Annotated in this window: 14 protein-coding genes; 6 read left to right on the forward strand and 8 right to left on the reverse strand. The window is 43.9% G+C overall.

Annotation, left to right across the window (positions count from 1 at the left end; translation table 11 throughout):
• Positions 1–55: 55 nt before the first annotated feature.
• From EAG18_RS00495 to dinB, 6 genes are all read right to left on the reverse strand, one after another.
• Positions 56–718, reverse strand: coding sequence for an outer membrane beta-barrel protein (locus EAG18_RS00495; protein ID WP_125250460.1), 663 nt, complete (start codon positions 716–718; stop codon positions 56–58).
• 204 nt (positions 719–922) lie between these two features.
• Entirely contained in the window at positions 923–2,353 is a 1,431-nt protein-coding gene (locus tag EAG18_RS00500; RefSeq protein WP_125250461.1) for an alanine/glycine:cation symporter family protein, read from the reverse strand.
• Positions 2,354–2,398: 45 nt separating this feature from the next.
• The gene (locus EAG18_RS00505; protein ID WP_125250462.1) at positions 2,399–3,310 is read right to left on the reverse strand and encodes an arginine deiminase-related protein; all 912 of its coding nucleotides are present in this window, start codon (positions 3,308–3,310) and stop codon (positions 2,399–2,401) included.
• Between the two features lie 220 nt (positions 3,311–3,530).
• Positions 3,531–5,063, reverse strand: coding sequence for a leucyl aminopeptidase family protein (locus EAG18_RS00510; RefSeq protein WP_125250463.1), 1,533 nt, complete (start codon positions 5,061–5,063; stop codon positions 3,531–3,533).
• 69 nt (positions 5,064–5,132) lie between these two features.
• Positions 5,133–6,818 (reverse strand): carbon starvation protein A, encoded by a 1,686-nt coding sequence (locus tag EAG18_RS00515; RefSeq protein ID WP_125250464.1) that lies wholly within the window; start codon positions 6,816–6,818, stop codon positions 5,133–5,135.
• 110 nt (positions 6,819–6,928) lie between these two features.
• A complete protein-coding gene (gene dinB, locus EAG18_RS00520) occupies positions 6,929–8,053 on the reverse strand; it encodes a DNA polymerase IV (protein ID WP_125250465.1) in 1,125 nt (374 codons plus the stop codon).
• Between the two features lie 150 nt (positions 8,054–8,203).
• Between dinB and EAG18_RS00525 the strand changes: the two genes are divergently transcribed.
• The 4 genes from EAG18_RS00525 to EAG18_RS00540 all read left to right on the forward strand — a co-directional run bounded on the left by EAG18_RS00525 (position 8,204) and on the right by EAG18_RS00540 (position 11,136).
• Complete coding sequence (locus EAG18_RS00525; RefSeq protein ID WP_125250466.1) at positions 8,204–9,256, forward strand: aldo/keto reductase; 1,053 nt, start codon at positions 8,204–8,206, stop codon at positions 9,254–9,256.
• Positions 9,257–9,337: 81 nt separating this feature from the next.
• Entirely contained in the window at positions 9,338–9,850 is a 513-nt protein-coding gene (locus EAG18_RS00530; protein ID WP_125250467.1) for an NUDIX domain-containing protein, read from the forward strand.
• 73 nt (positions 9,851–9,923) lie between these two features.
• Positions 9,924–10,613: a hypothetical protein gene (locus EAG18_RS00535; RefSeq protein WP_125250468.1), complete on the forward strand. Its 690-nt coding sequence runs from the start codon at positions 9,924–9,926 to the stop codon at positions 10,611–10,613.
• A 40-nt stretch (positions 10,614–10,653) separates the two neighbouring features.
• On the forward strand, positions 10,654–11,136 hold the full coding sequence (locus EAG18_RS00540) for an NYN domain-containing protein (protein WP_125250469.1): 483 nt from the start codon (positions 10,654–10,656) through the stop codon (positions 11,134–11,136).
• Between the two features lie 86 nt (positions 11,137–11,222).
• Here the strand turns inward: EAG18_RS00540 and EAG18_RS00545 are convergent, their stop codons facing one another.
• On the reverse strand, positions 11,223–11,933 hold the full coding sequence (locus EAG18_RS00545; RefSeq protein ID WP_125250470.1) for an SIMPL domain-containing protein: 711 nt from the start codon (positions 11,931–11,933) through the stop codon (positions 11,223–11,225).
• Positions 11,934–12,186: 253 nt separating this feature from the next.
• Here EAG18_RS00545 and EAG18_RS00550 point away from each other — a divergent pair, with 253 nt between their 5' ends.
• Both EAG18_RS00550 and EAG18_RS00555 read left to right on the forward strand, forming a co-directional pair.
• The gene (locus tag EAG18_RS00550; RefSeq protein ID WP_125250471.1) at positions 12,187–14,853 is read left to right on the forward strand and encodes a bifunctional acetate--CoA ligase family protein/GNAT family N-acetyltransferase; all 2,667 of its coding nucleotides are present in this window, start codon (positions 12,187–12,189) and stop codon (positions 14,851–14,853) included.
• Between the two features lie 241 nt (positions 14,854–15,094).
• Positions 15,095–16,042 carry an ion transporter gene (locus tag EAG18_RS00555; RefSeq protein WP_125250472.1) on the forward strand — a complete coding sequence of 316 codons (948 nt, stop codon included), beginning with the start codon at positions 15,095–15,097 and terminating at the stop codon, positions 16,040–16,042.
• On the opposite strand, the gene EAG18_RS00560 is transcribed toward EAG18_RS00555, so the two are convergent.
• A complete protein-coding gene (locus EAG18_RS00560) occupies positions 16,037–20,473 on the reverse strand; it encodes an EAL domain-containing protein (protein ID WP_275557199.1) in 4,437 nt (1,478 codons plus the stop codon). The genes EAG18_RS00555 and EAG18_RS00560 overlap by 6 nt on opposite strands.
• Between the last annotated feature and the right edge of the window lie 34 nt (positions 20,474–20,507).

The following is a 20,507-nucleotide window of genomic DNA, read 5'->3' on the forward strand; positions in this document are numbered from 1 at the left end:
CCCACTCTAAATACAGTTCTAAAAATAACCTTTCTCTACTCCGAATATCAGCGTATTAAAAAGCCCAACCAAGTAACATGGATATATCGTGCAAATTATGCTCATATTGAACTACACCTGTGTTGTCATATTCTTTTGATTCTTTAATATTCAAAAGAGAGTATTCCAAACCAACATAGAGATTATCTGTTAGTCGATACTCAACACCTATCGAGGTATAAATATCATTACCGCTATCACCTGAACTATTGCTGCCTGTAGGAACCAACTGTGCAGGGATCACATCTTTGTATTGCCAATGTGCCATTCCAACTCTTATATTTGCATTAATATTGGTAGACACCTCAATCTCTCCCTTAATCCCCAACCGTAGAGATTCAGTATCAATAGGAAACCTGGCTCTATATGAGTAGTCATATGGGTTTTGATAGATTCCAGAGTGTGTGTTAGAAACGTGAACGGGGTATTCAGCTAATGACTCTCCATGAAAATACTGTGCGATTTCAAGTGCTAAACGATCTGTAAGCCCAACACCGAGCCTTAGCCCCCATGAATCAGAATTAGCGGATGACGCACGCTTATATCCTAAATCAGATTCTTGCTCGGCATAAAATTCATTATTGGCTTTACCAAAAAGTACTTCTGAGAATATGGCAATATCAGCCTTCGCGTACATAGGAAACGATAGTACAGCCAGTCCAAATAATTGTTTTTTCATTATCATATCGGTGTTTAAAGATTAAAAAGGAGGCAATATTTAGTTTGAAATATTGAAGTGAAAAGCGGGCGAAAGTATACACTGAATATAAAAAATTTAAACAAGGTGATGATTGAAATTTTGGCGATACTTTTTAATTTAAAAAGTTAAAGAATAAATAAAGGCCGGAAAAATTCGGCCTTTATTTATTCCATCTAAAACGTATTAGAGTGAACTCTTTGCATTAATTTCCCCCCAAATGCCAGACTCAGTAACTCCTTGCACTTTGACCTTATCGACTTCGAATACAGGCTCTTTCCCTTTTGCTCTTTGCTGATGATAATCAGCCGTCACCGCCAAGATAGTGGGAGTAAGACGCACGATGGCAGTAACGTTCACCACCGTCATTAAACCCAATGCGATGTCGGCAAGATCCCATACCTGTTTTAGCGTTGCCGAAGCGCCCCACAACATCATAGACAAGTAGCATGCGGTGTAAATTGAACGGCCAACTTTATTATCCAGATGGAATAAGTGTAAGTTACTTTCAGCATAGGCGTAATTTGCTACTACGGAAGTAAAAGCAAATAAAGTGATTGCTGCCGCGACAAAATACACGCCCCCTGCGGCAAAGTGGGATGTCATCGCAGATTGTGTAAGGCGTATACCTTCCATCTCACTGCCGATATCGATATCGGCTAAGAGAATTATCACAGCGGTACAGCTACATAGTACGATTGTATCAAAGAAGACCCCTAGCATTTGAATATAACCTTGAGTCACAGGGTGGTTGGGTATCGGCGTCGCACTGGCTGATGCGTGCGGCACACTTCCCGCTCCAGCCTCATTTGAATAAAGGCCGCGCTGAATACCATTTTTAATGGCTGCACCAAGAGCGCCAGCTCCCGCTTCTTGCAAACCAAAAGCACTGCGCAAAATATCTAACAGCATGCCCGGCACTTGCGAGTAATTTATCACTGTGATGACGATGGCAACGAGCACAAAGACTAATCCCATTACGGGCACCACTTTTTCGGCAAATCTAGCAATCGCTTTAAAGCCACCAAGGATGATTGCACCTGCAAGTACAGTGATCACAATACCCGAGTACCCAGTTGGGATATTAAATGCGTAATTAAGCGCGTCGGTAATGGTGTTCGTTTGCATTGCGCTGAAGGTAAAGCCGTAGCCCAAAAACAAACACAGTGCGAAGCATACGGCCAGTGCCCTACTACCTAGCCCCATTTGAATATAATAGGCAGGGCCTCCTCTAAATTCGCCTTGACTATCACGTACTTTATAGACTTGACCAAGCACACTCTCAGCAAAACCGGTTGCCATCCCCAAAATAGCTATCATCCACATCCAAAATATAGCGCCACTACCGCCAAGAGAAATAGCGACCGCCACACCTGCCAAGTTCCCAGTACCGACCCTTGCGGATAGCCCGGTACATAATGCTTGAAAAGAACTGATATTATCTTTATCGCCTTTGCTACTGCCTTTTAATAGGCTAAACATGTGGCGAAATTTAACCACTTGTATTCCTCGCAAAAGAATAGTGAACCAGAACCCTGCAAATAACAGGATATAAATAAGTATCTGGCCTTCTCCCCATAAGAGCCCATTGATACTCTTAACTGCACTTTCAAACATAGGCGGTTCCTATTTTATTATTATTTGCCATTTATCTAGTATTTTTTAACGGTTATTTAAATGGACTCCAGCAATCATACAACGCACCGAGCCACCTGCGGCTTCAATTGTCGGTATATCAATAGCTACTAGCTTAGCTGACTTTTCAATGACAGTAATTTGCTCTGGGAATAGCGCCCGATAAGCCGTAGTAGAAAGCGCAAGTATGCGACCGGTGCTCCCTTGCAACTCAATCGCGTTGCCACAAAAATGTTGGATTTGCTCATAAGATAGCTCAATTAGCGTGTGACCGCTTTGCGTTAAACAGGCAACAAGTTTTGTCCGCTGATGTTCAGGCACCATATCTAGACATATCATGGCGAAGTCGGTCGCAACACACATTAAGACATTAGTGTGATAAACCGATACTTGGTTTTTATCATAGGCATTAAATATCTCGGCTTGTAGCCCCAATTGCTGACAAACCTGATTAACTAAATCTGTGTTGGTGCGCTTAGACTCTACCGCATAGGCCACTTTTGTTTGATGGTCGATAACCATTGAGCCGGTGCCTTCAAGGAATATTTCTTCAGCGGTTAGATGACTATAGTCATTGATATTTGTCACCTGATACTGAGCACGTAAAAAATCGATAATGTCGCTGCGCACTTCAAGCCGTCGATTTGGTGCATACATAGGATAAATCGTCAATTGACCATCACTATGAGTCGAAAACCAATTGTTAGGAAATACTGAATCAGGAGTCTTCGTAGAGGTGTCCTCAAATAAGTGCACTTTCACGCCAGCTAATTCTAACGCGTGCACTGCATTACTGACCTCAACATAAGCTCTATTGTTAGGGTTGTTTTCGCTACAAGCTTGCTGAAATGCGTTATCTTGCATGGTTTGGGGGTTTGAAGTGAAATGGTGTGGGCGGATCATCACCACCGCTTGAGGTGCCTGGAATACTGTTGTCATACTGCACTCGTTATTTTGCTGTTGTCATATTCCTCACCAGTGTAACCAGCCTATAAACTATTTTAAATGCTAAAGTGTTCGAAATTTCAGCGCATTTCTCACCAACAAAACAGAATAAAAGCCGGTAATGGTAAGCYCCTACTGGCTTTTATTCTGTTTTTTGCACGCGCCAGACAATCACCTCATCACCTGACTCGCATCACAATTTATTTCATTGTCATTACATGCAATATCTTGCAAACAAACTTGCAACGGTTGCAGCGGTTGGTTTGCCATGCTGCCAGTCACCGCCTTCAACACCACTACCTGCAATATCCATATGTACATACGGAATTGGCAACTCGGCGTTACAGCCATGCTTGTCTAAACCACCAACAATTGCCAAAAATGCCATTGGGAATTGGTGACCTCGAGCTGTCACGGCCGATGGTGCGTTGTTGCTCGATAGTACATCGTCTGCCAGGGTGCGTGGTTGGACAAAATCATAATCTTCGCGTCGGCTGCGGGACACTTCTGCGCAATCAGCCCACAGGTCACCCATATCTGCAATCTTGCGAGATACTTGCGCTGCTCGTGCAGGACCATTCTCAACGTAAGCACTGTAAGGGCCCATTGCGCGTGCTGCGTGACCTGTTAGTGTTGCAACCGTAAAGATCTCAGGGTTTTTCTCACCCAGAGCTAAATCTTTTGCCTCGCTGAGCAAGTCGCCCATTGCCAAGCGTCCTTCCGCATCGGTATTACCAATACGAACGCGAACCCCTTCCCTGCTCTCAATGATTTCATCTGGTACGAAACAGTCAGAACCAATCGAGTTACGAACCACGGCAAGGTAAGCAATAACCTTAACGCCTTTTGGCTGATACTTAGCAACTGCTTCCATAAAACCAACCACTGACGCCGCACCACCTTTATCTCGGCTCATGCCCGCCATGAAGCCACCTACTTTAAGGTCGGCACCACCGGTATCGTAAACAAGACCTTTACCAACAAAAATAAGAGTACGCTCAACATCACCTTCAGGCTCGTATGCCATTTTTACAACACGAGGGTGATGGCGTTCAACGGCGTAAGACGCACGCGCCACAGTACTGAGTAGAGGATACTGCTCATCCATAATTTTACGGTCAGCGATAACCTCAATGCTTACCGCAGAACCTTGGAACAGCTCAACACAGTAGTCAGCAAAACGTGGCGGTGCCATGCGCTCAGGCTCGGTACCACACAGATCACGCGCAGCATATTGGCCAGCCGCGATTGCGCTCAGTTGATCGCAGCTTTGTGCTGATGCTTCAAAAACATAAATAGCCTCGATTGGTTCAATCGCTTCACCACGGTACTCACGTGCCTCTAGTGGCTGCCATAGGCCTTGGCATGCACCTAAAAAGCTTACAGCACGAGCATTTTCGTAACGAGCATCGGCAGGCACATTAACAACAGCAAGCACAGGCTTTACAGCACCTGCTGCTTTTGCTTCTAAAATGCCGGCTTTTGCTGCCTCAAAGAAACGGCGCACATCATCATAATCTCTATCAAGTGGCCCAGTAGGTGCAATCACTAAACGGTTGCCCGGAACTTTATCTGAAACAAGTAAGCTTGCCTTTTGAGCAATACGTGCATCAACGGCTAAAAATGGCGCTGCAACTTCGTCGAGCTGTGCACTGCCGAGATTTTGGATATCATGAGTAACAACAACGATAGCATCAGCATCGCTTTCAAATAAGGTGTTGCAAGGTAATGCAATTGGAAAAGACATAAAAACGGCCCTTTTCTATATTAGAATTAGGGCCGACTATAGGTGATTTATGAATAAGTTCCAAGGGAACTACGATATATCACGGGCTTCATCTGGTTTTGCTTTGGTTTTGCTTATCACCGACCAAGCTTCTAACATCACCAAAATACTGACCACCAGCACGATAACATCAAGCACAACCAACAGCCAGTTGCCTTTTTGATAGTATTCCCCTAGCTTGATCACACCAGCAAAGAACGCCATTACCAGTACGAACACCATTGGGATTAAAGTGTACTTGGCGGGACGCCCTAATTTGATAAGGTACACTGAGATAACCAGCAGAGTTAAGCTTGCCAAGATTTGGTTAGTCGAACCAAACAGCGGCCAAATCACCATACCACCACTACCCGATGCACCACCAGCGCCAAAGGCAAGTAACAAGCAACACCCTACAGCAAATAAAGTTGCGACAATACTGTTGTTCAAGAACTTGATGTTATAGATCTCGCCCCACTCTTGGATAATATAGCGCTGTAGCCTAACGCCAGAGTCCATCGTCGTGCCTGCAAAAAGAACAACCATAACCGCAAGTAGCGTCGATGCGATTTCAACTGGTAACCCCCAACCCGTACTGATAAGGTTTGAGCCACCATTAATGAAGGCTGATACGCTACCGGCACCAAGGTGACTATAAATTTCGTGCCACTCTTCTGGCGATACTGCGAGCATCACACCACTCACGGCGACCAAAGTGATCAGTGCTAATGAGCCTTCACCAACTGCTCCTAAGTAACCTACAAAACGGCCATCTTTTTCTTTGTCTAGTTGTTTAGAACTCGTTCCTGAGGAGACAATTCCGTGGAAGCCAGATACCGCACCACAGGCAATCGTTACGAATAGGAGCGGGATAATGCTAGGGGTATTTTCGACCGTATGGGTATTAAATGCCGGTGCAGTAATATCTGGCATCACCACAAACACTGCTCCGTATAATAAAACCAAGCCAACCAGCAACTGCATACCATTAATAAAATCACGTGGCTGTAATAACATCCACACAGGTAGTAATGATGCCACCGCTGCATACATAAATAAAATGATGATCCAGTTTGCTTTATCACCGAGGCCAAACATTTCGGTTGGTAAGGTGATAGGCATGCTGCTCCCCATATAAATGGTCGCGTAGAGCACAATAACCCCGATAATACACAGCGGTACTAGCGGCACTTTTCGTTTTAGCAATTGACCGATGATAAGCGCTACAACAATAGCCGACCAAGCTGGGAATACCGCATTAGGATTACCCACAAAAGAGTTTGCAATCACCACGCCGAATACTGCATTAACCATGAGCAGTACAAGGAAGACCACAATCATAAACAATGAACGAGTACGCTTACCGATGACGCTTTCTGACAGCGCCCCCATCGATTTACCTTTATGGCGAGCACTTGCCCATAGCGCGCCCATATCATGGACACCAGCAAAAAATATAGTGCCAAATACAACCCAAAGCACCGCTGGCACCCAGCCCCAATAAACAGCAATAGCAGGACCAACAATTGGTGCCGCACCTGCGACTGAAGTAAAGTGATGCCCCCATAGTACCACTTTATTCGTCGGTACATAGTCAACACCATCTTCCAATTCATGAGCTGGCGTGACAAAGTTGTCATCCATTTTAAAGATTTTTTCAGCAATAAATTTGGAATAGACAAACCATCCAAATAACATCCCTATAATGCCGAAAAGTACGATCATTATGGATTGCATAATGCTTACCTCTTGTTGTTGTTTTAATTACACGCACATTGCGTGATTAGTTTGTTCCACGACAACTTCGAAGCTAGCATAAAATAAATTATTTGCAGTTATCTTTTAGTCTAACCATCAAAAAGCCCAAGCTGTGCTTGATCACCCGGTTTTTCATTTAAACCAATATGCAACCCTATCAGACGAACTGGTTTAAATTTTTGCCGTGACATGGCTTCCACCAGCAGCTCTTCAAAAATGGCCAGATCAATATGTTGATATTGGCACTCTTTTGTAGTTTGGGTGAAATCGTAAAATTTCACTTTCACACCAAGCTTGTTAAATCCACGCGTTAGATAAGGCTGTGCTCGGCGTGTAAGCTCTGGCAAGAGCTTTTCTGTGATGACCTGCTTGAGCGTAACTAGGTCGAGCGTATCTTCTGCAAAAGTAGTCTCAACCCCCACAGACTTGCGCACTCGGTCAGTCTCAACCCGGCGCTCATCTATACCTTGGCAGCGTCGCCACAACACAGTACCAAACTTACCAAAGGACTGGCGTAATTGCGCTTCAGATAGCGCTTTAACATCACTACCATATTCAAGCCCCATCGCAAGAAGCTTCTGTTGCGTCACTTTGCCTACACCTGGGATCTTTTTAAGCGGTAACGCATCAATAAAAGTGCTCACTTGGTGAGGGGGAATAACACACTGACCATTGGGTTTGTTTTCATCGCTGGCAATTTTAGCCAAAAACTTAATCGGTGCTATCCCAGCAGAAGCGGTTAAACCAGTTTCTTTGACTATGTCTGCTCGAATTTGTTCAGCAATAAGGGTCGCACTACCACAACATAGCTCGCAGTCCGTCACATCAAGATAAGCTTCATCCAAAGACAATGGCTCAATAAGCTGCGTATAGCGAGAAAAGATAGCTCGAATTTGCTGTGAAATTGCTTTGTATACGTCCATTCTTCCAGGGACTATGACTAGCTGCGGGCAGAGTTTTTTCGCTTGATAATTCGACATAGCAGAGCGCACTCCATATTGCCGGGCAATATAGTTTGCCGTCGATAGCACCCCACGATGACTTCGTCCACCGATAGCCATAGGTACTTTTGCAAGCTCTGGATTATCACGCATTTCTACCGAGGCGTAGAACGCGTCCATATCAATATGAATAAATTTACGCACGCCAAAACACTGTCTAAATAAACAGTGTTTATTATGTGCTAATTTTGCAACTGTTGCAATCTTGAACATAGGTCACAATGATCTGGACTATACTTGTGTGGATGTCTGTTGCAAGTTGCACTGCAAAACAGAGATAATGCTAACAATATCAATACAGTTCAAAGCACTAGATCCGTTACTTTGGCTATATAATCATTCAGTAATTAATCAGGAGCCTGCATGAAGTACTCACGACTTGGTAGTAGCCCACTTGAAGTTTCACGCATTTGTCTTGGAAGCATGACTTGGGGCGTACAAAACAACCAGCATGATGCCGACGAGCAGATCAATTATGCACTAAGCCGTGGTATTAACTTCATTGATACCGCTGAAATGTATGCAGTTCCCCCTTCACCAGATACCTATGGTAAAACCGAGGCTATCATAGGTAACTGGCTAAAACGCCATCAAGAAAAGCGCGAGAAGCTCGTTGTTGCAACAAAAATTGCAGGTGCTGGCTTACCTTGGATCCGTGAAGGTAATGCCATTACAGGTAAGGCCGTGATCCAAGCCGTAGACGATTCTTTAGCGCGCCTAAATACCGACTACATAGACCTGTATCAGTTACACTGGCCAAATCGCACCTCCCCGCACTTTGGTAAGCAATGGCCTGGTATGTTGCCACTCACAGCTCTTAACAGTGATGAAGAACGTGATGGGATGTTAGATATTTTAGAGGGGCTAGCAACATGTATTCAAGCCGGAAAAATTAACCATTGGGGTCTTTCAGATGATACGCCATGGGGAATTCACACCTATCTTAACTTGGCCAAACAACACAATTTGCCAAAGCCTGTCTCTATTCAAAATGAATTTAGCTTGTTACACGCAAAGGATTGGCCATACCTCATTGAGAGCTGTGTGAACGAAGATATTGCCTATTTACCTTGGTCACCGCTTGCCAGCGGAATGCTAAGTGGTAAGTATTTAGGCGGCGCAAGACCCGAAGGCAGCCGCTGGACTTTGGTACAACGACAGGGCTTATTCAGAGACACGCAATTAGCTCAAGAAGCCGTTGCTAAATATGTAGACATTGCCAACGAATTCAATATGACCTCGGCTCAGCTGGCACTGGCATGGTGCAACCAAGTCGATGGCGTGACTTCAACCATAATTGGCGCTACGACCATGGCACAACTTAAAGAAAATATTCACGCGTTTGAAACTCCCTTGTGTGCAGAAGCCTTAGCAGAGATTGATACTGTATTCAAAGCGTATCCAGCACCATTTTAGACCATCCAATCGCGATACGCTGAGGCTTAGCGTATCGCCTTATCACACTATCCTTAATTATCTAGATTGAAGTTAAACCCCATGCAGAACCTTAATACTACTCCAGCCATTCCACTTCCGGGCACTTGTTTTACCAGAAAAACCGCTCGCGCTATCGTCCTTAGGGGTAGTGATATTTTACTGCTTTACACCAAGCGTTATGACGATTACACCCTACCAGGTGGTGGCGTCGACGAGGGTGAAAGCTTAGAAGCAGCATTGGAGCGCGAGCTAAAAGAAGAAACAGGTGCAGTATCCATCACAGGGGTGACGCCGTTTGGCCGCTATGAAGAGTACCGCCCTTGGTATAAACCCGATCATGACAATATACATATAATCTCTTATTGCTATGTTTGTGAGATTTGTGGCGAATTTGATACCCCTACCATGGAGGATTATGAACACGCCAATGGTATGAAACCGGTGTGGATCAATATAAACCAAGCCATCGCGCATAACGAAGCAAAACTCAATGATGCGAATAACAAAGGGATGTCCGTTTTACGTGAACTCACCTTGCTAAAACATATTTCCGCACAATTAGTCACAGATTAATTTGCCTATTGAGGGAACAATTAAGCCTTTATTAAACTCTAACCCCGCACGACTCAAGGATTTAATAAGAATAATGCGGCTGCTCCAAAACAACCTGATTAGTTTCACCATCATCGGCTCTATTTTGCTGCATCTACTGCTCGGGTGGTACCTGCAGCAAAGTACCTACGTCCGCTCAAAGCCGTTGCCAATTAAAGCAATGAAAACCTATTTGGTTATTGAGCCTACTAAGCCTAAGTCGGAGCCTGTTAAGACCCCGGCGATCACTGAAGATAAGCCAGTAAAAGAGTTAAAACCGACACAGCAGGACAATATAGTCGAAGTACCAATAGCGACACAAGTAGAACCAACAAAGCCAGCGGTTGAAAATACAACCAAGCACGTGGTCAAAACGGCCGTCACCACACAACCTAAAAAGCTAGATCATCGAAAAGCAATCTTGCAATTTCGCCAGCAACTTTTAGAGCGCTCGGCCAGTGATAGTGTTCTTAGCCCAAATCAAGCAAAGCCGCAGCGGATCACCGTGCCTAAAACGCATCAAACTACCGCTGCGAGCATGCAAAGAGAACAACTCGAGTCTACGCCTCAATACACCGTCTACCGTGAAAATGGCCTGTGTTATGCTGAGGTTAGGCCTGATCCGAGTATTCCGACACCGGAGGGGTTAGATAAGAACTGGCGTACTGCGCCCCGCCCTTGCGATGGCGGAACCATTAAAAAAGCCTATGATGCCGCGATGACTAAATGGCTAAACAAGCGCTAATCTTGCTATCATAAAGCAAACCTATTGCTAAGAGTCCGTTATGGAAAAAGTCACCATTTTAGTCGATGCTCAAAATGTTTATTACACCACCAAGCARGCCTACCAAACGGGCTTTGACTATAATGCGTTTTGGCGCAAATCAACGGCTAATCGCGAGGTATATCAAGCCATTGCCTATTCCAGCGAACGAGGTGATGATAAACAAAGACAGTTCCAGAATATCTTACGAGCAATAGGCTTTGAGGTGAAATTAAAGCCTTATATTCAACGTGCCGATGGATCAGCGAAGTGTGATTGGGACGTTGGCATTACAATAGATGCGATGGAGTGCGCAGCAAAGTCCGATGTGATAATTCTAGTTACTGGTGATGGTGACTTTGATTTACTCGCCAGTAAACTTAGAGAGAAATACCATACTCGAGTTGAAGTTTACGGCGTGCCGCAACTTACCGCTGCTTCTTTGATCCGTGCTGCCAATGAGTTTATACCAATCGAAAACGAGTTATTAATTGGCAAGAAATAAACAAGCAAAACCCCTTTGATAGAAGGAGCTTTGCTTGTTTGACGAATTTGTCATTTTTGCTCGCTTAGCCGCGTAATAAACGCATTTTAATCCGATAAGTAATATTCCACACTCGTTACCACGCGCACGATTTTAATTTGCGGTGTGTTACTGTCTCGGTCACGAATACTAAACTGCCCTTGCCTTGCCGATTTTATTTTGCCAAGCACAGAGTCAGAATCTTTAGCAAATTTTACGGCAACTTCTCGCGCTTTTTGCGTCGCTTCTTGCACCATTTCAGGCTTAATATCATTAAGACCAGTAAACAAATACTCTACTCGATTTTGATAGTCATCTTTAGTGATAGCAATACCTTGTTTTGCCAGTTCATTCAGCTGACCCAATGCTTGGGAGACTTTATCAGGATTATTAGAATATACCGTGACTCCAGCCTTTGCTACATAACGAAACCCTTGATTATTTTGGCCATACTCTTGAGCATATTTGTCTGTGATAGAAGGTGCCGACACCGATAGCTCGGACGCATCAAACCCCTGCAAGGTTAGAAATGCCCGAATGGCTGCATTTTTCTTTTCGGTGCGCTCAACAAGCGTTTCAAGGTCGTTATCGGCATCACGATAAAACACCGGCCAAATTACCGTATCTGCTTTGACTTCTTGTTCAGATAAGCCCTTCACACTAACGGTTCGCTCCATGCCTTTTACTGCAATAATGGTGTCTTTTATCAACCAACTACTTATCACCACTGCCAGTGATAATAGCGCGGCTGGGGCTAAATATTTACTCATAGTCGACATCTTTCTATCCTCGGGGTTATGCCTTCGTTGTGACTTTCAAACTCTTAAACCTATTTGCTTAATTAAGTGCGCTATCTTAAGGTGAAAAAACCTGACCTAGTCAGCGTCAGAGTGGCTCCTTCAAATTGAGCGAGTATTAAGTCTAATTGGTATTATAACGGGGGTAGATCAAAGTCTACCACTGTAGCGCTCGAAAACTGCCAGCAAAATGGTAGAGTGATAGATATGAGCCGAGGCTGAATTAGGAATCAATATGAGCGTAAAACGCATTAGCCAATTTTTTAACCCAAAATCAATTGCCGTAATTGGGGCCTCTAACCACCCTGATCGCGCTGGCTTTATCGTGATGCGCAACTTGCTTCAAGGCGGATTTAAAGGGCCAATTATGCCTGTTAGCCCAAAACACGCGGCGGTGCATGGTGTACTGGCTTATGAAACCATCAAACAGCTTCCGAAAGTCCCCGACCTCGCAGTCATAGCCACCAACAAACAAACGCTGATTAAAATAATCACCGAACTGGGAGAAATAGGCTGTCAACATGCTGTTATTATTGCCGCAGGTCTTGATAATCAGCATAAACAACAGCTAAAAGAAGCAGCCAAAGAAGCAAAAGTAACATTACTTGGTCCAAACTGCCTTGGATTATTAATTCCTCATTTGGGAATTAATGCCAGCTTTTCTCATACTGTAGCAGCACCTGGAAAGCTCGCCTTTATTTCACAATCTGCGGCTGTCTGTTCCACTATTTTAGATTGGGCACAGCATAAAAAAATTGGTTTTTCCTATTTTGTTTCTGTCGGGGATTGTCTTGATATTGACTTTGATGAGTTGCTTGATTTTTTAGGTCGCGATCCGAAGACACAGGCCATATTACTTTATATTGATAATATCGATGATGTTAGACGGTTTATCTCCGCAGCAAGAGCGGCGGCCTTTAGTAAACCTGTGATTGCTATAAAAACGGGAAAAACCAAAGCTGGTGCTATTGCCGCTCTCAATCATACCGGAGGAAATACCTCAGATGATGCTGTGTATGATGCTATGTTTCAGCGCGCAGGTATGCTGAGGGTAAATGATCTGAGAGAGCTATTTGCTGCCACTCAAACCCTTGCCCTGCACCCCAAATTGCTGCAAGTAGAACAGCTAACTATATTAACCAATGGCGGTGGCCCTGGCATTATGGCAGTGGATACGCTGCTGCAAAACTCCGGCAAATTAGCCGTGCTCAGTGAGCAGACTAAGCAAGCACTTAGCGCCCTGATCCCACAGACCGATCATGCTTGCAACCCCATCGATATTTTTGGCGATTCCTCACCAAAGCGCTACCAACAGGCGCTAGAGATTTTGCTCAAGGCAGATGAAGTTAAAAATTTACTGATCATTCATACTCCTTCAGCCTTAGCTCCAAGTACGGCCTATGCCGAAATTATTGCCGAAACCTTGGCTAAAATTCCAAAAATGGCACGCCCTTATGTAATGACAAACTTTATGGGAGAGGAAGCCGCTTACGCGGCAAGGCTTGTCTGCGCTAATGCCAAAATCCCAACGTATCGCACGCCGGAGGGAGCTGTCGGTGCATTTATGCACTTAGTTAGCTATCGTCGTAACCAAAAGCACCTCACCCAAACACCAGAATCTTACAGTGATGAGACTCACCTTCAGCATAAACAGAGTAAAACGCTGATCAATGAGTTTTTACATGCAGGTGCCGCTAAACTTGCAACACATCAGGCATCCCAAATACTTGCCAATTACGATGTAGAGTGTATCGAAACAAGAGTTGCCTTAACCCCCTCGGAAGCAAAAGAACAAGCTCAGAGACTTGGATTTCCAGTTGCGCTTAAACTCATTAGTCATGATATTCCCTCTAAATCTGAAGTCGGAGGCGTAGTACTTAACCTCAATGATGCTGAAGAAGTTGAACAAACTGCATTTGCCATGCTGCTGCGGATCCGTGAAGCTGCACCCGATGCCGAAATTGAGGGCTTTTCATTACAAAGAATGGCAAAACGTGCTGGTGGGCAAGAATTAAGAATTGCGGTTAAGACCGAGCCTGGTGTTGGTCCAGTGATCTTATTAGGCGAAGCTGGTACCGGCTTAAACTTTTCACAAGCAGCAGTAGCTTTACCGCCTTTGAATATGAACCTTGCCAAATACCTTATTGCCGCAGCTCACGATAAAGGCGTCATAAAGGAGCGCGCTTTACCTGAAAAGGTAGACAAATATCGCCTGTGTGCCTTACTCACTAGAGTGTCGCAAATGGTGGTTGATCAGCCCGATATTAAAGATATGGAGCTCAATCCCATACTAGCCTGCTCGGGACAGTTTCAGGTATTAGACGCCACTATCTCCTTGAAACGTTATCAGCCAGTTGCAGGACGTAAGCGCCTTGCAATACGCCCATATCCTAAGGAGTTGGTCAGCACCGTCACCTTAAAAGATGGCCGCCCTGCAACACTACGCCCTATTCGTCCTGAAGACGAGCGAGCTCACCAAGAGTTCGATCAATCTTTGACTAAAGAGGATAGATATCGGCGTTTCTTCGGTGAATTACCGCAGTTTAACCATGATCAGCTGGCAAAAATGACACAAATCGATTATGACCGTGAGATGGCCTTTATTGTCACTATACCGAATAAATCTAGCTACCAAACACTAGGGGTGTCTAGAGTCTTGATGGATCCTGATAATTTAGTTGCAGAGTTTGCCGTGGTCGTGCGTTCTGATTGTCAGGGGTTGGGACTTGGCAGAATTCTCATGGAAGCGGCTATCACACACTGCCGAAAACAAGGCGTTGAGAGTATTGAAGGGATCACTTTACCGGAAAATAGTGGCATGATAGGCCTTGCTAAAAAACTTGGATTTACGGTTTCGCGAGATTTCGAAGAAGGCACCATCCAGATGGTCTTACATTTTTAATCATACCAATTTACTTAATTAAGTGGTCTATTTTGAGGCGAGAAAATCTTGTCGATAACTCCGCTACCGCGTCCTGCTATCGCCAAGGTACCTACATCCGTGTAGGCAAGGCAAAAATTTTGCTATTTAGTTGTTCTAAATGAGAAATTTTTAACGCTGTTAGCGTCAGATTTACTCCTTCAAATTGAACAAGTATTAAGTCAAATTGGTATCAAATAGGGTTTGGAGAGCTAGCATTTTGATGCAACTTCACATCAGAGAAAAAACCGCTGCGGTTTTAGAAGCAACAGGTAAATATCGCAAAGTTGGTCGCGCGGTTGATATATTTCTTATTACTCTCATTCTTACGAATGTTGTCGCGATTGTACTTGAATCTGAGCGAGACTTAGCGAAGGCATATCATTATTACTTTCTCACCCTTGAGCTTGTCAGCGTTGCCATATTCGCAGTGGAATATCTGCTCAGGCTATGGTGCTGTGTAGATAAACTCGACTATCGCCACCTTGATTTACCAAACTGGAAAAAGCGCCTTAAGTACTTAGTATCACCTCTTGCGGTGATCGATCTAATCGCAATATTACCCACTATTTTAATGGCATTTATTGCCTTTGATTTGCGTTTTTTAAGGGTGATCCGCTTATTGCGAATTTTTAAACTCACGCGTTACTCAAGAGCAATGCAACTATTACTCGCAGCATTTAAAGAAGAGTCTAGCTCTTTGTTAGCAGCATTTTTTATTATGAGTGTTGTGCTCATTATGGCTTCTTGCGGTATTTATTTAATTGAGCATGATGTCCAGCCGGATAAGTTTGGCTCAATTCCCAAGTCAATGTGGTGGGCTATGGCGACACTCACCACTGTAGGTTATGGTGATGTTGTCCCTATAACCCCATTAGGACAATTTTTTGGTGGTGTGATCACCTTACTCAGTATGGGAATGGTGGCGATCCCCACAGGCTTGTTGGCATCAAGCTTTGCAGATCAGATGCGAAAGCGCAGAGATGCCTTTCATGAGGCTGTGCTACATGCTTTAGTGGATGGTGAGGTTGATAAGAATGAAAAAGAACACCTAGAAGCGTTAAGACTTGAATTAGGGCTGAGCCAGCTAGAAGCCAACCAAGCTATTAAACTAATGGCAAGCCAACGTGTGCATCACATGTATTGTCGTCATTGCGGCAAGCGGCTATAGCCGCTGCTGCATTTTTAGCATCTCAGCCACTTGCTCGCCAGCTACCGCGGGACTATATCGATACCCCTGATAGTGATCAACATGCTCTGCTGTTATTCTTTGCAGTTGAATATCGCTCTCTACACCTTCAGCAACACACAAAAGCCCTAACCCATGGGCTAGATTCACACACGAGCGAACAATTAAATAACTCTCTGGTTGCTCTGAAATTTGCTCAATAAACTGCTTATCTATTTTTATTGCATCAAGTGGCAACTGCTGCAAGTAAGTCAATGAGGCATATCCAGTGCCGAAATCATCCATATAAATGCTGCAACCCAGTGACTTGAGCGCCTTCATAACTTCTACAGCACTTTCAATGTTGCTCAGCATCGCGGTTTCTGTAATTTCAAATGTCACATATCTCCCGTCCACTTTACTGCGCTGCAACAGACTTGCTATCTCTTCAACGAGCCCTTCATAGTCAAAGTTAATCGCAGATAAGTTAACAGATACATATACATCTGGTTGTATGGTTTGCCAGTGTCTCAACTCGATTAGCGCCCGCGATAGTGTCTGTAATGTAAGCTCTGTCACTACACCTGTTTGTTCAGCGGCTAACGCAAATTCTTGGGCACAAAACTCATCATTGTCAGGCCAACGCAACAAAGACTCAAAACCTAGCAACTTGCCACTTTGAACATCGACAATAGGTTGGTAGTGATTACTGAACTGGTTATTTTTTAGCGCGTTCATCAATGCTTGTTCGACTTCCCGTGAGCGCCTTACTTTGCCGTTCATTTCTTCACGGAAGAATTGATAAGCTGAGACTTGTTTTATGAGCACATGATCAAGTGCTGCTTTTGCCGCTTGGCTCAGGGCAAAAGCATCTAAGGCATCATCAGGATACATTGCAATTCCAATAACAGGCTGCATTGCTACACTTTGACCTGACACATTAAATGGGTTGGCAAAAGAGTGAAGTAGGCACTGCACATACTGCTGAACCTGTTCAGGGTGATCTAATCCCTCCATCAATACATAAAACAACTTGTCTTGACCAATGGCTAAGCTGTCTAATTCACGAAAACAACAACGTAGCTTTTTCGCCAGCAAGGGTAATAATTCGGCCACAAAATCTGTACCGTAAATATCATGAAGGTGTTGCAAACGGCTAAACTTGATAACCAGCAAAGCATGTTGAGTTGGGTGAACTTGAGATTGCTTAATCACATGTTGCACTCTATCCATCAATAGCGCTTTGTTGGGCAGGTTAGTTTGTAAATCATAATTAGCTAATTGATATAGTTCTTTTTCGCTGCGCTTTTGTTGACTAATATCTGTTAACACCACCACATAGCTGTGTAACTCCCCCTCGCTATTGGCTACTGCAGATATTTTCACTAAAACATCACGTTCATCACCATTTGGTAGGGTTACAACCTCTTCGGAGCTAATGTGTTGGTGCACAGCCAAAGCCATCGTTTTTCGCAGATACATTATGCGCTTTTGCCGCGATACACCAAGTTTCACGGCAGTACTAGAAGATGGGATTGACTCCAAGTTGAAAGCATTTTGCATCGCTCTATTGCACACTTGAATACGTAAATTTTTGTCTAGGATCATGACCCAATCGCGAGTTTGCTCAAATGCAGCGCCAAATAGTGCCGCGCGCTCCTCAAATAAACGTTCACGCGTCAAGTTAGTATAAGTTCCAGCTACTTGAGTGGGATTACCATCTTCCCATTCCAGCACTTTGCCAAAGTCTTTATACCATCGCCATTGCCCTTGGCTGTCTTTTAGGCGGTATGTGCAGTCGATAAACCCTTTATTTGTGGTCACAAACTCTAGCCACTGTAGTCTGAACATTGCCCTATCTGCGGGATGTATTTTTTGCAGATAATCATCAAGTCCAACACTTTCAAGGTCATAATCTAGTTCATTGATAAGTCTCGGTTGATAAATTAACGTGCTCCCAGCATGCCACTCCCATACCCCTGAGTTACTTCCTTCAAGTGCCATTTTTAGCCGAGCCTCACGATCTTGTGTGGCTTTGTGGGCAGCTAAGATAAGCTGCTCAACGCGATATTTTCGATAACTCCAAAGCGACAATAGCATCAGCGTTAAAAACACATAACCCGCTATCGCAACTGGTGAGCGCCACGCAGGATAATTGACCTTTATCGTCAATTTTGCAGGAGGCGTATAGTCGCCAGTAAGGGGGTCTTTTGCCCATACTTTTAGTGCGTACTCACCGGGATTCAATTTAGGAAAAACAACTCGATTTTGATTGCGGCTCAGGATTTTTTGACCACCCGATATCTGGTATTCATAGATGATCCTATCTTGATAGCTAAATGCCATTGCTGAGAAAGACACCTCTAAGCCAATATCGTCATGTTCTAATTCTATATGCTCAAACTGCTTCAAACCCGCTTTTTGATTTGGCCGAGAAATTAAGTCCACACTGGTAATATTGACATGATCCAACAGCGGTTTTTTAGGGCGGTTATCCTCAGGAGCAAAAAGCACAAAGCCCTTGAGCATGCCGTAGCCAATCCTCCCATCTTGCAACACCACAGAGGCACCGCCATTAAATTCATTAGAGAGAATGCCATCTTCGGTAGTAAATTGTTGCAGGTGCAAATTATCTGGGTCAAGCCGCCAAATCCCCTTGTGTGAAGACATCCATATCATACCCTCGTCATCTTGGCGCATTTCGTACATCAATGTATCTATTTTATGTGCTTTTAAGTCAATATTATAAATTGGCTCGTAACCGTCTAATGTCATACCGATTAAACCAAACGAAGATAAAGACAACCACAAGATGTTATTTTTATCTATCGTATATGTGGTGATGTCCACCGCAAGGTGCTTGTTTGCTTTTGGGGCTTTGTATATTTCTGTTAGTGTTTCACGCTGTGGGTCATACTGAAATAGCACCCCCGCATTATAATAGAGTGGCTTGGTTAAATCGTTTGGTAAAGGTGGATAAAAGCCATAAGCAAGAAACGGATCAACGCCTTCAAAAGATTGCTTTAAATGCGTTAATTCTGCGCTATCTATATCATAAACAAACATTCCCTTATCGCTATTCACAAAGTAGAACTTACCATTATTTAATAGCTGTCCACCTTTGACAAAAGCGGTTAATATTTCTTGGTCTTGCGCGTTATTGGCTTTTGGCCTAGTTAACTTATGTGTAACGGGATCGAATACAAATAGGCCTTTTACGGTAGTTAGCCACAATTTATCTTTGTATTGAGCTATCCTCCATACAATAAACTCAGAGAGAATATCATCACCCATATATCCTTTAAAAAACTGTTTGGTCTCTCTCGTTTTTGGGTCGTACCGGGTTAAGCCATCATTTGTGGCTAACCAAATATAGTCTCGCGTTTCGTGCATTGCCCAAACATTGCTGTGCGAGAAGCCTTCGCCCGTTACGGTCAAATCGCTAACATTGTCAAAGGCTAAGGTGCTATCCGGTAAGTAAAATGCACCATCCTCTTTGGTCGCAACCCAGATCCCGCCGTGGTCATCTTTTGCAATGTCGATCACACTGGTATTTGAGGGAAGAAATACACTTGACGATAAACGCTTATCACGAACTGCCGTACCCTCCGAAATATCGTAATAAACGAGTCCCTTATCTGTTCCGAGCAGCAAGGTTTGCTGATCGTGCTGAAGTATTTTCCAGATATTCAAATCAGGAAGTAGCGTTTTAAATGTTACCTTGGCGTCAAAATCTTGCAGCAGTTGCGAGATATCAAGCTCATACATACCCTCAACTGCGCCAAGCAGCAGCTTGTCATTATTGAGAATAAATAGCGATTTAGTGTTAGTTTGATAAGGATGTGCAACATCCGAAATGTGCTCAAGCTGACGCAGTTTTTTTGTTGGTAAATGATACGCAAACAAGCGCTCTGATGTAGCAATAAATAAAATATCTTGATGTTGATTAACAGCTCTAATAAAGCCATTGTCTTCATTCAATGGCAGGGTAACTTCTGTCACTAATCGACCAGAACGAATATCAAGTGTCGCTACTTCATTTGTTCTGACCGCCCACATATGCTGATCATCTTTGGTTAGCACTAAGTCAACCATATTGTTGTAAAACTCTCCCTCCGTTGAGGGAGGCTCAATGTACTTTCGGTAACGGTCGGTCGTAGGGTCATAGCGCAGTAATCCCGCGATGGAAGTAGTGATCCACACCCCGCCTGAATTATCCTGATAAATATAGTTAACCTGCACTTTATCAAGCACCCCGTCAGGCCCCTCTACCTCTAAAACTTGATAGCCATCATAACGGTTAAGCCCTCCCTCTGTTGACAACCATAAATATCCCTGCTGATCAATTAACAGTGTATTTACGTAACTCTGGGAGAGCCCTTCAGCGGGCGATAATCGAGAGATTTGTACAGCATTTGCTAATGAAGAAAACAAAACAATACAAAAAATAAAGCACAGGCGAAACATA

Source organism: Pseudoalteromonas sp. J010, assembly GCF_003934235.1.
Lineage (GTDB): Bacteria > Pseudomonadota > Gammaproteobacteria > Enterobacterales > Alteromonadaceae > Pseudoalteromonas > Pseudoalteromonas peptidolytica.

Coding starts and splice junctions, on each gene's coding strand:
- EAG18_RS00495 (WP_125250460.1), bottom strand. CDS start 718: ATGAAAAAACAATTATTTGGACTGGCTGTACTATCGTTTCCTATGTAC.
- EAG18_RS00500 (WP_125250461.1), bottom strand. CDS start 2,353: ATGTTTGAAAGTGCAGTTAAGAGTATCAATGGGCTCTTATGGGGAGAA.
- EAG18_RS00505 (WP_125250462.1), bottom strand. CDS start 3,310: ATGACAACAGTATTCCAGGCACCTCAAGCGGTGGTGATGATCCGCCCA.
- EAG18_RS00510 (WP_125250463.1), bottom strand. CDS start 5,063: ATGTCTTTTCCAATTGCATTACCTTGCAACACCTTATTTGAAAGCGAT.
- EAG18_RS00515 (WP_125250464.1), bottom strand. CDS start 6,818: ATGCAATCCATAATGATCGTACTTTTCGGCATTATAGGGATGTTATTT.
- dinB (WP_125250465.1), bottom strand. CDS start 8,053: ATGTTCAAGATTGCAACAGTTGCAAAATTAGCACATAATAAACACTGT.
- EAG18_RS00525 (WP_125250466.1), top strand. CDS start 8,204: ATGAAGTACTCACGACTTGGTAGTAGCCCACTTGAAGTTTCACGCATT.
- EAG18_RS00530 (WP_125250467.1), top strand. CDS start 9,338: ATGCAGAACCTTAATACTACTCCAGCCATTCCACTTCCGGGCACTTGT.
- EAG18_RS00535 (WP_125250468.1), top strand. CDS start 9,924: ATGCGGCTGCTCCAAAACAACCTGATTAGTTTCACCATCATCGGCTCT.
- EAG18_RS00545 (WP_125250470.1), bottom strand. CDS start 11,933: ATGTCGACTATGAGTAAATATTTAGCCCCAGCCGCGCTATTATCACTG.
- EAG18_RS00550 (WP_125250471.1), top strand. CDS start 12,187: ATGAGCGTAAAACGCATTAGCCAATTTTTTAACCCAAAATCAATTGCC.
- EAG18_RS00555 (WP_125250472.1), top strand. CDS start 15,095: ATGCAACTTCACATCAGAGAAAAAACCGCTGCGGTTTTAGAAGCAACA.